Here is an 11814-nt window from a genome sequence, read left to right on the forward strand (position 1 = left end):
GACCGCGCGGCACGGCGGCCGGGCGGTGCGGAAGAGCGGGAGGGAGGGGGCCGGCGGGGCGGCGGGGTCAGAGCGTGGGCGGCACGGTCGTGACCGGGGCCTCGATCAGCACCGGCCCGTCCGGGCTGGTCGTGGCGGCGGCGACGAGCTCCGCCAGGTGCGCCGGGTCGGTGGCGTGGTGCGCGGGCACCCCGTAGCCCCGGGCGAGGGCGCACAGGTCGAGACCGGGGACGTCCAGACCGGGCACACCGGGGGTGTTCTCGAAGCGGCCGAACCACTTGAGGATCGCGTACTCGCGGTTGGCGGGGACGACGAACGTCACCGGCACCCGGTAGGCGGCCGCCGTCCACAGCGCGGTGATGGCGTACTGCGCGGAGCCGTCGCCGACCACCGCCACCACCGGCCGTTCGGGGCGGCCCAGCTGGGCCCCGACGGCCGCCGCCAGGCCGAAGCCCAGGCCGCCGCCGGTGGTCATCAGGAACGAGCCGGGCCGGTCGATGCGCACGTGGTCGCGGAACGCCTGGATGGTGGAGGGCGATTCGTTGACCCACACCGTGTCGGCGGGGGCGCCGCCGGCGACGGCGGCCAGCGCGATGGAGGCCGACATCGGCTCGCCGTCGGCCTCGGGCACCTCGACCGCGGCCCGGGGCGGGCGCGGCGGCAGCGCGTCACCGCGCTTGTCCACCAGCTCGGCGAGCAGCTCCAGGGTGGGGCGCAGCCCCGCCACCAGGGCGTCGCCGACGGGTGCGCGCGCGGCCTCGCCGGGGTCGTCGGTGAGCAGCACCAGCTCGGTGCCCTCGGGCAGCAACGGCCCCGGGACGTAGGGGTAGTAGCGGAAGACGGGGGCACCGGCCACCAGGACCAGGTCGTGCCCGGCCAGGGTCTGTGCCAGGGGCGCGATGGCCGGCGGGAGCACGCCCTGGTAGAGGGGGTGGTTCTCCGGGAAGCCCACCCGGCCCTCGACGGGGGACGCCCACACCGGCAGGGACAGCCGCTCGGCGAGCTCGACGGCCGCGTCCCACGCCCCGTCCGCGTCCACCGCACCGCCCGTCACCAGCACCGGGTGGGACGCGGCCGCCAGCCGGCGGGCGAGGGCCTCCACGGACGCCCGGTCCGCCGCCGTCCGGTCCGTCACCCGGCGGTCCGCGGCGTGCCGGGCGGCCCGCTGCTCGGCCGGGTCGAGCTCCACGTCGAAGTCGTCCATCGGCAGGGAGAGGAACACCGGCCCGCGCGGGGCGGTCCCGGCGATGTGGAAGGCGCGGGCGAGGGCGGCGGGCACGTCCTGGGCGCGCGGGGGCTCGTAGGCCCACTTGACGGCCGGGCGGGGCAGGAGCGTGGCGTCCGCGTTCGTCAGCATCGCCTCCATGGTCATCATGGCCCGCACCTGCTGCCCGGCCGTCACCACCATCGGCGTGTGGTTGGCCGCCGCCGTGACGAGGGCCCCCATGGCGTTGCCCACGCCGGGCGCGGTGTGCAGGTTGACCAGGGCGGTGGTGCCGGTGGCCTGGGCGTACCCGTCGGCCATCCCCACGACGACGGCCTCCTGCAGGCCGAGCACGTACCGGAAGTCGGCGGGGAAGTCCTGGAGGAAGGAGAGCTCGGTGGAGCCGGGGTTGCCGAACACCGTCGTCGCTCCGTGGGACCGCAACAGCTCACGCGCGGCTGCGCGTACGGTCGTCATGCCTGGCACCTCTTGAGGTCGTGTGGGCCGGATGGGGGAGGGGAGCATTGCCACTTCCCGTGCGGCGAAGCCATGACGCCGGAAGATCACCTGAGTATTCATCCGAGCGGGTGAATCCCCCCTGGCCTGCGCGGCGTTGCGGACGGACGGGTTCTACCGTCGCCCGCATGCCTGACATGGATGAGATCATCCGACGAATCCGCCGGGACATGGACACGGAGCTGCGCAAGAGGGCCCGCAGGGCGTTGCCCACGGCCGGCGCCGGGGACCGGCCGGCCGGTGTCATTCCGGCCCAGCCCCGGCCGCCCGGTGCCGGGCACCCGGTCGCCGCCGCTCCCGCGGGGCAGCCGGAGTGCGCGAAGCGGCCGGAGTAGCGGCGGGCCCGTGACGGTGGGCGGGGTGCACGACGGCCCCGCCGACCGGGGGTCGACGGGGCCGGTGTTCAGGCGGTCGGGGGGTTGAGGAGGTCAGAGGCGGCGCGCCCTGTTGACGCCCAGTCCCGCCAGGGCCAGGGCGGTCAGGCACGCCACGATGCCGACGACGACGTTGCTCACGATCGCGGGGGTGATGAACGCGGCGCTGCCCGCCACGACCCACGGGCTCACGATCGTCCAGAGGGCGAGGCCGAGCGCCGCCCAGCTCATGGAATGCGTCCGCTCGTATGCGGGTCCGAAGCCGCCGACCAGGCAAGCGAAGGCGACCCCGCAGATCAGATTATTGATGGCCAGGGTGGTGAAGCCGTTGAAGCCCACAATCCATGGTGAGGCGGCCAAGTAGACGCCACAGAGGACGGCAAGGGCCTCGACGGCCTGGGCGGCGGGGGTCGCCGTCGTCTCCTCGGAGTGGGCGCGCAGCGCCATGATGTCCGGGTGCTGATCGATCCGGGGCGACGTAGGGGCGGTCACGTCAGCCACCTTCCTTCCGTGTCGGTCGGACCTGGTTGCATTTTAACCCAATTGCCCATTAATTCACCCTGTTGGCGGTAGGAAGTGACACCTGGTCCGAAGACGCGGCATATCGGCCCCCCGGACGGGGAAGGCTAGGAGGTCAGGAACCGCACCCCAGGGGGGAGGAACCCGCCATGGAAGAGCCCACGAGAGGGCAGGAGCGCGAACGCGCCGCCGGGGCCCCGGACACACCCGCGAGGGCGCGCCGCGCGGACCGGGACGATCACTCCGGTCGTCACCACACCGGTGACGAGGACGAATCGGAGTCCCACATCGTCCGCGGCGTGGACTGACGCTCACGGGACGTTCCCCGGGCGGAAAGATCCACGTGGCCCGCACCACGCGCAGGGCGCCGACAACAGGCATATGCGTGTCGTCATCGTCACCGAATCGTTTCCGCCCGACGTCAACGGCGTCGCGCACTGCGCCTGGCAGACCGCCCGGCACCTGCTGCTGCGGGGCCACGAGCCGCTCGTGATCGCGCCGGCCGGCCGGCTGGGCGCCGACGGGCCCGAAGCGGCGGCGAGCGGGGCCGGACCGTGCCCGGTGGTGCGTGTGCCGTCGGTGCCGATGCCCGGCTACCGGCAGTTCCGCATCGCGTTGCCCAGCCGCCGGCCGGCCGCCGTGCTCGCGGCCCACCGGCCCGACATCGTGCACCTCGCCAGCCCCTTCGTCCTCGGGGCCCGCGCCATGACGGCCGCCACGCGGCTCGGCGTGCCCGTGGTCGCCGTCTACCAGACCGACCTCGGCGGCTACGCCCGTACGTACCTCGGCATGGGCGAGGGCTACGCCTGGTACCGCCTCCGTGCCGTCCACCGTGCCGCCGACCGCACCCTGGCCCCCTCCGCGGCCGCCGCCCGCGACCTGGCCGCCCACGGCGTGCCCCGGGTGCGGCTGTGGCCCCGCGGCGTGGACTCCGAGCGCTTCCACCCGGCCCGGCGCGACGTGGACCTGCGCCGCGCGCTCGCGCCCGGCGGCGAGCTGCTCGTCGGCTACGTCGGCCGCCTCGCACCGGAGAAACACGTCGAATTACTGGCGCCCCTGTGCGCCCTGCCGGGCATCCGCCTCGTCATCGCGGGCGACGGTCCGCACGCGGCGCGGCTGCGCGCCGTCCTGCCCGGTGCCCGCTTCCTGGGCACCCGCACCGGCGACGAACTCGCCCGCATCTTCGCCTCGCTGGACGTCTTCGTCCACCCCGGACCGCAGGAGACCTTCTGCCAGACCCTGCAGGAGGCGCAGGCCAGCGGCGTCCCCGTCGTCGCCCCCGCCGTCGGCGGTCCCCTCGACCTCGTCGACCACGGCCGCACCGGCCTCCTCGTCCGTCCCTACGACGGAGAGGCCCTGCGCGACGCGGTCCTCACCCTGGAGGCCGCACGCCGCACCCGCTCCGAGTACGGCCGCGCCGGGCGCGCATCCGTCCGGGGCCGTACCTGGGAGGCGGTCGGCGACCTGCTGCTGGAGCACTACGAGGAGGTGCTGGCCCGCCGTGCCGGGCAGGGGGTCCCGGCGTGAGGACCGCCGGCCCGGGGTGCCGCGGGTCCGGCGCCCGGGCCGGTACGGGTGTGCGCGACGCCCGTTCGGCGTGCCGCCCGTTCGGCGTGCCGCCCGTTCGGCGTGCCGCCCGTACGGCTCGTGTCCGTACGGCTCGTGTCCGTACGGCTCGTGTCCGTACGGCTCGTGTCCGTACGCGCCGCACACGGCTCATCCCGCTCGTCCCCGCGTCGGCACGAACCGCACCGGCGTTCCCGGCCGGGCCTGCGCCACCGCGGCCAGAGCCGGTTCGGGCACCACGCCGACCACGGGATAGCCCCCGGTCGTCGGGTGGTCGGCCAGGAAGACGACCGGATGTCCGTCCGGCGGGACCTGCACCGCCCCCAGCACCATGCCCTCGCTGGGGAGTTCGCCGGTACGGGCCCGGGCCAGGGCGGGCCCTTCCGTCCGCAGGCCGATGCGGTTGCTCGCCGCGGAGACCCGGAAGCCGCCTCCCGGCAGCGTCGCCGACAGCGCCTCCGGCGTGAACCAGTCGTGGCGCGGCCCGAGGACGAGCGGCAGCACCAGCTCGCCGACGGGCGGCCCGGGCCAGGGCACGGCGTCGGCGCCGGCGGACGGCCCGCAGGGGTCGCCCAGCGGCAGCGCGACGCCGTCGGCCAGCGGCTCCGGCCCCAGGCCGGACAGCAGGTCCCGGGAGCGGCTGCCCAGCACCGGCTCCACCGCGAGCCCGCCGGCGAACGCGACGTAGCTGCGCACGCCCGCACGCGCCGGGCCCACGTCGAGCACCGCCCCCGCGGGCACGCGCACGGCCGCACCCCACGCCGCCGGGAGGCCGTCGACCCGCACCGGGCAGGGCGCCCCCGTCACGGCGACGGTCACGGCCGTACCGGCCCGCACCGCGCAGCCGCCCAGGGTGGTCTCCAGCGTGGCGCAGTGCGCCGGATTGCCGACGAGACGGTTGGCGATCCGGTGCGCCGGTTCGTCGAGGGCGCCCGAACGCGGCACGCCCAGGTGGGCGTGGCCGGGCCGGCCCAGGTCCTGCACGGTCGTCAGCGCCCCTGCCCGCACGACGGTGACGCTCCTCATGCGCGCTCCTCGAAGCGCACCCGCGTACCGGGCGCGAGCAGGGCCGCGGGCTCGCGTCCGGGGTCCCACAGCACGGCGTCCGTACGGCCGATGAGCTGCCAGCCGCCGGGGGAGGAGCGCGGGTAGACGCCGGTGTACGGGCCGGCCAGGCCCACGGACCCGGCGGGTACGGCCGTGCGCGGGGTGGCCCGGCGCGGCACGTGCAGCCGCTCGGGCAGGCCCGTCAGATAACCGAAGCCGGGCGCGAAGCCGCAGAAGGCGACGCGGAACACGGTGCCGGTGTGGAGGCGGACGACCTCGTCCTCGCCCACGCCCCACAGCGCCGCGACCTCCGCCAGGTCGGCGCCGTCGTAGCGGACGGGCAGCACGACGGGCTCGGCGTCGGCGGCCGGCAGCGGCGGCACGTTCCAGGACGCCAGGTCGGCGGCGAGGGCGTACGGGTCGGCGAGACCGTCCAGCAGGACGGTCCGGGCGGCCGGAACGATCTCGCGCACCGGCGGCAGGGCGCCCGCGGCGCGCCGCCGCAGCAGCTCGGCGTGCAGGGCCTGGGCCTCCTCCGCGGTGGCGACCTCCACCAGCAGGGCCCGCGGCCCGACGGGAAGCGCCCGCAGCGGCGCGGGGTGCCCGGGGCCCGTCATGCGAACGCCTCGACGCGGACGCCCGCGGCCGTCAGCCCCTCCCGCACCCGCCGCGCGAGCAGCGCCGCCCCGGGGGTGTCGCCGTGCACGCACAGCGAGCGGGCGCGGACGGCGACCTCCTCGCCGGTGAGCGCGGTGACCGCCTGCTCGCGGGCCAGCCGGACGGAACGCGCGATGACGGCCTCGGGGTCGAGCACGACGGCCCCCGGCTGCCGGCGCGGCACGAGCGTGCCGAGGGCGGTGTAGGCGCGGTCGGCGAACGCCTCCGCCACGACGGGCAGCCCGGCCCGGACGGCCGCCTCGTGCAGCTGCGAGCCGGGCAGGCCCAGCACCGGCAGCGGTCCGCCGGCCCGCAGCACGCCCAGGACCACGGCGGCCGCCTGCTCGGCGTCGGTGACGACGCGGTTGTAGAGCGCGCCGTGCGGTTTCACGTACGTCACCTCGGAGCCGGCGGCCCGGGCGAAGGCCCGCAACGCACCGATCTGATAGGTGAGTTCGTCGGCCAGTTCGTCGGGGGGCACGTCCATGGCGCGGCGCCCGAAGCCGGCGAGGTCGCGGTAGGAGACCTGCGCGCCGATGCGCACGCCGCGCTCGGCGGCGCGCTCGCACACCCGCCGCATGGTGGAGGGGTCGCCCGCGTGGAAGCCGCAGGCGACGTTGGCGCTGGTGACGGCCGACAGCAGGGCGTCGTCGTCCGTCAGGTGCCAGCGGCCGAAGCCCTCGCCGAGGTCGGCGTTGAGGTCGAGCACGGGCGGCGCGGCGGGGTGTGCGGTCATCGGTCGGCCTCCCGCATGGTGTCGAGGATGAGCCGGCGGGCGTCCTCCAGATAGGTGGTCAGCTCCGCCTCCGCGCGGGTGTGCTCGCCGTCGGCGAGCAGCTGCGCGAGAGCACGGTTGCGGGCCACGAACGGCTCGTGGAAGTGGCGTGGCGAGGGCATCTCGTGGAAGGCCAGCCGCAGTTCGGCCAGCAGCCGGTCCATCGCGGCGTCGATGCGCTCGCTGCCGGCCAGCGCGGCGAGCGCCCGGTGGAAGCGCAGGTCGGCCGAGCCCACCTCCAGCCAGTTCCCCGCCTCCGCGGCCCGCTCGGCCTGCGCCACCGCCTCGGCGAGCGCCTCCCGGCGGGCGGCGGGGGCGGTGGCGACGGCCCGTACGCCCGCGGTCTCCAGGGCCTCGCGCACCCGGTAGATGTCCGTGACGTCGGCGGGCTCCAGGACGCGGACGAACACGCCGCGGTTGAGCAGGTGCACCACCAGGCTCTCGTGGACCAGCAGCCGGAACGCCTCGCGGAGCGTGTTGCGCGACACCCCGAGCTCGCGGCCCAGGGCCTCCTCCGACAGCTGGGTGCCGGGCGGCAGCGAGCCGCCCTCGATGCGCTCGCGCAGCGTCGTGGCGACGCGCTGAGCGGTGGATCGGGCCATGGCGTCTCCCACGGGCTCGACGGAGTGGCCGTTCCAGCCGGTACCGGGGAACCAGCCGTCTCGGCCTTCGACGGGTTCAGCATTGCCTATTGAGGATTGTTGAACAATATCTTAGCGTCCTCCGCAGTCGCCTCACCTCGTCGAGTGAGGTCCGAGAATGCGGAAGGCCCACGCATGCTCGTACTCCTGGGCGTCCTCGTGGTGGTGGCCGGCTTCGCCACGAGGCGCAACCCCCTCCTGGTGGTCGGCGCGGCCGGCATCGTCACCGGCTTGCTGGGCGGTCTCTCGCCGCAGCGGGTCCTGGCGGCCTTCGGCACCGGCTTCGCCTCCAGCCGCGCAGTGACCGTCTTCGCCATCACCCTGCCCGTCATCGGCCTCCTGGAACGTCACGGGCTCCAGGAACAGGCCCGCGCCCTCCTCGCCCGCTTCGCCGGGCTCACCACCGGCCGTTTCCTCGCCCTCTACCTCCTGCTGCGCCAGATCACCGCGGCCGTCGGCCTCGGCGGCGTCCTCGGACACGCCCAGACCGTGCGCCCGCTCGCCGCGCCCATGGCCGAGGGGGCGGCGGAGCGCCGCCACGGACCGCTGACCGACCGGGCGCGGGAGAAGGTGCGCTCCTTCGCGGCGAGCGCCGACAACGTCGGCTTCTTCTTCGGGGAGGACGTCTTCCTCGCCGTCGGCTCGATCCTCCTGATCACCGGATTCGTCAACACGACCTACCACACGCACCTGGAGCCGCTGGACCTCGCGCTCTGGGCCGTCCCGACCGCCCTGTGCGCCCTCGCCGTCCACGGCTGCCGGCTGCTGCGGCTGGACCGCACGCTGGAACACACCCTGCGGCCCGCCCCGGAGCCCGCCCGCCCCGACGGAGTGGCCCGATGATCGAAGCGGAATGGTTCTTCTGGCTCGTCGGCGGCGTCTTCCTGGTGATGGCCGCGCAGATGCTCACCGACCGGAGCAACCCCCGGCGCCTGGGCACCGCGGCCTTCTGGGGCCTGCTCGGCCTCGGCTTCTGCTACGGCACCTGGGTGGCCGACAAGAAGGCGCCGGCCGAACCGCTGGGCGCCGCCGTCCTCGTCATGGCCGGCCTCGCCGGCTTCGGCTTCACCGGGCGCGGCACGCCCCGCACCACCACGGCCGCACAGCGGGCCGCCGCCGCGCGGAAGCACGGCAACCGGCTCTTCGTGCCCGCGCTGACCGTCCCCGTCGTCGCGCTGGTGTGCGCGGTCGGCGTCAAGAGGCTCCACGTGGGCGGCGAGCCCGTCCTGCAGAAGGGCAGCGAGACCGTCCTGGGGCTCGGCATCGGCTCGCTCGTGGCCCTCGTCGTCGCCATGGTGATGCTGCGCGAGAAGCGCCTGTCCACCCCCCTGCACGCGGGGCGGTCGATGCTGGAGTCCATGGGGTGGGCCATGCTGCTGCCGCAGCTGCTCGCCACCCTCGGCGCGATCTTCTCCGTCGCCGGCGTCGGCGACCAGGTCCGCAGGATCACCACCGCGGTGCTGCCGGAGGGGTCCGTCTTCCTCGGGGTCGTCGTCTACTGCACCGGCATGTTCGTCTTCACCGTCATCATGGGCAACGCCTTCGCCGCCTTCCCCGTGATGACGGCGGCCGTCGGCTGGCCGGTGCTGGTGGAGCAGGCGCACGGCGACCCCGCCGCCGTGCTCGCCGTCGGCATGCTCGCGGGCTTCTGCGGCACGCTCGTGACCCCGATGGCGGCCAACTACAACCTCGTGCCCGCCGCCCTGCTGGAGCTGAAGGACCAGTACGGGCCCATCAAGGCGCAACTTCCGACCGCGTTCCTCCTGCTCGGCTGCAATATAGCCATCATGTCCGCTTTTGCGGTCTGATGGTCTGGTCCGGTGCGGTCCAGGCCGGTGCGATGCGGTCCGATGGGGTCCGGCCCTGTGCGCGGGCCCGGGCCCCTGCGAACGGGTGCGCAGGGGCCCGCCCTAAACTGGAGCGCCGCACTCCGGCGGGCCCGTGCCGTTTCGTCCGTTGTCGGTGCGACCGCCTACTCTGTGCGACGTGACTTCTGCAGCCCCGGCGGCCGTTCCGCCCCAGCTCAACGGGCCCTCACGCCCAGCCCCGGGCCCGGCCGCCGACGAGGGCCTGGCCCGGCGGCTGCGTGCGCTCGCCTGCACCGCCCCCCTGCACGACCTCGACGCGCGCAAGGCGAACCTCGCGGGTGAGTTCGGCGTCTACGCCATGGCGGAGGTGGCGCTGGCCGCCATCGACCTCGTCACGCTCACCATGGACTTCGACACCGGTGCCGACCACGAGCAGATAGTCACCAGGCTCCAGCCCCGCGTCGCCGCCCAGGCGCCGGAGCGGCCCCACGGCGAGCACGAGCGCGTCGCCCGCTGGGTCCTGGAGAACCTCATCAACGTCGGCAGCGTCGACCGCGGCTTCCGCGCCGTCTACGGCACGTTCGGCGCCGACGGCGCGTACGTGCGGCGCGACTACGACTTCAAGCTCATCGAGGAGGTCCCCGGCCCCGGCGGCACGGTCTTCCTGCGCACCACCGACGAGGCCGTCAACGTCCTCGTCGGCGCCCTCGACACGGACGTCACCAGCGCCCAGATCGCCGCCGAGGTCAAGCTGGAGGTCCTCATCAGCCGCGGCCGGCTGGCCGACGCCCAGCTCGCCGCCGAGCAGGCCCGCTACCGCACCGTCCAGTACGCCGAGACCCTCCGCAAGACCCTCGACGCCACGCGGCGCAACGTCCGCGCGGTCGACTGGCTGCAGGCCGTCCCCGACATGATCGCCGAGGCGCTCGACCACGTCGCCGACCGCTACCGCCACGAGAACGCGATCCTCACCAACATCCGCAAGGCGCGCGACGAGGCGGAGGACCCCGAGAACAAGAGGCGCGCCGCCGAGCTCGTCGACATCGTCAAGGACTGCATCCGCCGCCACACCCAGCTGCAGTCCCGGCTCCTGGAGGCCGGCCCCCTCTTCCGCGCCGAGCAGGACCGCCAGGCGTTCGCGACGCCCACCGCCCGCTCCGGCCTCGACCTGTACGGCCAGCTCCTGGCCCCGCTGCTGCCGCTGCCCCTGGAGCAGGCCGGCCGCGTCACGGACGCCTTCTTCGCCCGCGGCACGGGTCTGCGCACCCCCGCCTCGGTGCGGGTCGGCGACCTCGTCGACATGCTGCTGACGCCGCCCGCCGAGCGCGAGCACCTCGGTGCCGAGATGCCGGAGCCCGACCTCGTCGAGACCCCCGACGACAGCCGGTTCAGCGAGGAGCAGCTGGCCGTCGCCATGGAGCTGCTGGCCCTGCCGCCGGACGCGCCCCGCCGCCTCTCCGGCCTGCTGGCCGACGCCCGCCGCCAGGACCCCGAACTTCCCTACCTCGTCGCCCTGCTGGCCGTGCACGCCGCGAGCCCCTCGGTCGGCACGGCCTACCGCCAGGGCGAGCCGTCCCTGCTGTTCGCCGTCGACGACGGCACCGTCCTCGACGACCCGGAGTTCGGCGGTGCCGACCTGATCGTCGGCACGGCCCTGCTGGACGCGGCCGGCATGGCCGCGGACCGCCAGGAGGCGACGTGACGTCCCGAACGGCAGCCCGGTCCGGCGGTGCCGGATCCACCACAGCCCATGGAAACCCCCAGCAGGAGCACCAACCGTGACTGAGTACGCCGCCGACGACATGGCGCAGCCGGACGCGCCGGAGGCCCCCGCAGCGCCGAGCGGCAGCGCCCCGGTGACCCCCGCCGACGCCGCCGACGCCGCGCGCCTCATCGCGTTCGGGCTGCAGCCCAAGCTGCAGCCCGCCCGGGACGCCGACTACGCCGAGCTGTTGCGCCGCCACCGCGACGAGCCCGCGTTCGCACGCCTCGCCGACGCCGTGGCCGCCGGCCTCGGGCTGATCGTCCTGGAGGTGTCCACCCGTGCCGGCATGGCCGTCACCGCCGCCGAGGACTCCGTCTTCGCCGTCCGCATGGGCGACTACGCCCGCCGCGCCACCGCCGACTCCGGCGACCGCTTCCTGCACGGCCTGGCCCACCTCGCCGTCGCCGCCATGGCCTTCCCGCGCCCCGAGGACCTCGCGGACGACGGCTACATCGGCCGCATCACCGTCAACGGCGTCGACGCGTTCGTCCGCCAGGCGTGCCGCCGCCTGGAGGAGAAGGCCGCCGCCCAGGGCGAGAACACCGACCCGGCCACCGACGCCCCCGGCCTGGAGGCCGCCTGGCGGGTCTACGCCCGCCGCAGCGCCACCGGCGCCACCAAGGACGCCCGCCGCCTGGCCGGCTCCACCACCGGCATCATCGCCAAGGCCGTCGCCTTCCTCGTCGACTCCGGCTTCCTGCAGCGCACCGGCGACGACGCCGGCGGCGCCTTCCGCACCACGGCCCGCTACCAGCTGCAGGTCCGCGACATGGCGGGCACCGCCGCCATGACCGAGCTGCTGGAGCTCGGCGTCGTGCCCGTCGCGGACGGCACCGCCACCCTGCTGCCGCCGGACGACGCCGACGCCCTCGACCTGGTCGCCGACGCCGGCCTGCCGTTCTTCGAAAACCAGCACTCCGCCTGACCAACCGTTCGTCACGA

The 11814-nt window shown here is 75.2% G+C and carries 13 protein-coding genes; 7 read left to right on the plus strand and 6 right to left on the minus strand.

All coding sequences use genetic code 11. The annotated features are described in order from the left end of the window. Nucleotides 1-67 precede the first annotated feature (67 nt). The gene (gene mdlC, locus IE182_RS08895; RefSeq protein ID WP_190109114.1) at nt 68-1681 is read right to left on the minus strand and encodes a benzoylformate decarboxylase; all 1614 of its coding nucleotides are present in this window, start codon (nt 1679-1681) and stop codon (nt 68-70) included. 167 nt (nt 1682-1848) lie between these two features. Here mdlC and IE182_RS08900 point away from each other — a divergent pair, with 167 nt between their 5' ends. After that, nucleotides 1849-2055, plus strand: a complete 207-nt coding sequence (locus IE182_RS08900) for a hypothetical protein (protein WP_190109115.1) — start codon at nt 1849-1851, stop codon at nt 2053-2055. A gap of 93 nt (nt 2056-2148) precedes the next feature. Here the strand turns inward: IE182_RS08900 and IE182_RS08905 are convergent, their stop codons facing one another. Then, the gene (locus IE182_RS08905) at nt 2149-2586 is read right to left on the minus strand and encodes an SPW repeat protein (protein WP_190109116.1); all 438 of its coding nucleotides are present in this window, start codon (nt 2584-2586) and stop codon (nt 2149-2151) included. Nucleotides 2587-2762: 176 nt separating this feature from the next. On the opposite strand from IE182_RS08905, the gene IE182_RS08910 reads away from it, so the two are divergent. Continuing rightward, the gene (locus IE182_RS08910; protein WP_190109117.1) at nt 2763-2921 is read left to right on the plus strand and encodes a hypothetical protein; all 159 of its coding nucleotides are present in this window, start codon (nt 2763-2765) and stop codon (nt 2919-2921) included. Between the two features lie 73 nt (nt 2922-2994). Then, nucleotides 2995-4140, plus strand: coding sequence for a glycosyltransferase family 4 protein (locus IE182_RS08915; RefSeq protein ID WP_190109118.1), 1146 nt, complete (start codon nt 2995-2997; stop codon nt 4138-4140). Between the two features lie 189 nt (nt 4141-4329). Here the strand turns inward: IE182_RS08915 and IE182_RS08920 are convergent, their stop codons facing one another. Genes IE182_RS08920 through IE182_RS08935 form a run of 4 tightly spaced genes read right to left on the minus strand, consistent with a single transcriptional unit; the run spans nt 4330 to nt 7260 of the window. After that, the gene (locus IE182_RS08920; RefSeq protein ID WP_190109119.1) at nt 4330-5205 is read right to left on the minus strand and encodes a 5-oxoprolinase subunit C family protein; all 876 of its coding nucleotides are present in this window, start codon (nt 5203-5205) and stop codon (nt 4330-4332) included. Next, on the minus strand, nt 5202-5843 hold the full coding sequence (gene pxpB / locus IE182_RS08925; protein ID WP_190109120.1) for a 5-oxoprolinase subunit PxpB: 642 nt from the start codon (nt 5841-5843) through the stop codon (nt 5202-5204). Before pxpB ends, IE182_RS08920 begins: the two co-directional genes overlap by 4 nt. Further along, the gene (locus IE182_RS08930) at nt 5840-6619 is read right to left on the minus strand and encodes a LamB/YcsF family protein (RefSeq protein WP_190109121.1); all 780 of its coding nucleotides are present in this window, start codon (nt 6617-6619) and stop codon (nt 5840-5842) included. The genes pxpB and IE182_RS08930 overlap by 4 nt, the downstream gene beginning before the upstream one ends. Then, entirely contained in the window at nt 6616-7260 is a 645-nt protein-coding gene (locus tag IE182_RS08935) for a GntR family transcriptional regulator (protein ID WP_190109122.1), read from the minus strand. Before IE182_RS08935 ends, IE182_RS08930 begins: the two co-directional genes overlap by 4 nt. A gap of 174 nt (nt 7261-7434) precedes the next feature. On the opposite strand from IE182_RS08935, the gene IE182_RS08940 reads away from it, so the two are divergent. The 4 genes from IE182_RS08940 to IE182_RS08955 all read left to right on the plus strand — a co-directional run bounded on the left by IE182_RS08940 (nt 7435) and on the right by IE182_RS08955 (nt 11797). Then, nucleotides 7435-8142 carry a DUF969 domain-containing protein gene (locus tag IE182_RS08940; RefSeq protein WP_190109123.1) on the plus strand — a complete coding sequence of 236 codons (708 nt, stop codon included), beginning with the start codon at nt 7435-7437 and terminating at the stop codon, nt 8140-8142. Continuing rightward, complete coding sequence (locus IE182_RS08945; protein WP_190109124.1) at nt 8139-9107, plus strand: DUF979 domain-containing protein; 969 nt, start codon at nt 8139-8141, stop codon at nt 9105-9107. The genes IE182_RS08940 and IE182_RS08945 overlap by 4 nt, the downstream gene beginning before the upstream one ends. A 178-nt stretch (nt 9108-9285) precedes the next feature. After that, nucleotides 9286-10809: a hypothetical protein gene (locus IE182_RS08950; RefSeq protein ID WP_190109125.1), complete on the plus strand. Its 1524-nt coding sequence runs from the start codon at nt 9286-9288 to the stop codon at nt 10807-10809. A 100-nt stretch (nt 10810-10909) separates the two neighbouring features. Next, nucleotides 10910-11797, plus strand: coding sequence for a hypothetical protein (locus IE182_RS08955; RefSeq protein WP_506417121.1), 888 nt, complete (start codon nt 10910-10912; stop codon nt 11795-11797). Nucleotides 11798-11814: the final 17 nt, after the last annotated feature.

The sequence above is a fragment of the Streptomyces cinnamoneus genome, assembly GCF_014650495.1.
Taxonomy (GTDB): Bacteria; Actinomycetota; Actinomycetes; order Streptomycetales; family Streptomycetaceae; genus Streptomyces; species Streptomyces cinnamoneus.

Bases quoted from the DNA above. Each gene is read 5' to 3' on its own strand.
- IE182_RS08915 (WP_190109118.1), top strand. From the start codon at position 2,995: ATGCGTGTCGTCATCGTCACCGAATCGTTTCCGCCCGACGTCAACGGC.
- IE182_RS08955 (WP_506417121.1), top strand. From the start codon at position 10,910: ATGGCGCAGCCGGACGCGCCGGAGGCCCCCGCAGCGCCGAGCGGCAGC.
- IE182_RS08930 (WP_190109121.1), bottom strand. From the start codon at position 6,619: ATGACCGCACACCCCGCCGCGCCGCCCGTGCTCGACCTCAACGCCGAC.
- IE182_RS08935 (WP_190109122.1), bottom strand. From the start codon at position 7,260: ATGGCCCGATCCACCGCTCAGCGCGTCGCCACGACGCTGCGCGAGCGC.
- pxpB (WP_190109120.1), bottom strand. From the start codon at position 5,843: ATGACGGGCCCCGGGCACCCCGCGCCGCTGCGGGCGCTTCCCGTCGGG.
- IE182_RS08920 (WP_190109119.1), bottom strand. From the start codon at position 5,205: ATGAGGAGCGTCACCGTCGTGCGGGCAGGGGCGCTGACGACCGTGCAG.
- IE182_RS08940 (WP_190109123.1), top strand. From the start codon at position 7,435: ATGCTCGTACTCCTGGGCGTCCTCGTGGTGGTGGCCGGCTTCGCCACG.
- mdlC (WP_190109114.1), bottom strand. From the start codon at position 1,681: ATGACGACCGTACGCGCAGCCGCGCGTGAGCTGTTGCGGTCCCACGGA.
- IE182_RS08910 (WP_190109117.1), top strand. From the start codon at position 2,763: ATGGAAGAGCCCACGAGAGGGCAGGAGCGCGAACGCGCCGCCGGGGCC.
- IE182_RS08945 (WP_190109124.1), top strand. From the start codon at position 8,139: ATGATCGAAGCGGAATGGTTCTTCTGGCTCGTCGGCGGCGTCTTCCTG.
- IE182_RS08900 (WP_190109115.1), top strand. From the start codon at position 1,849: ATGCCTGACATGGATGAGATCATCCGACGAATCCGCCGGGACATGGAC.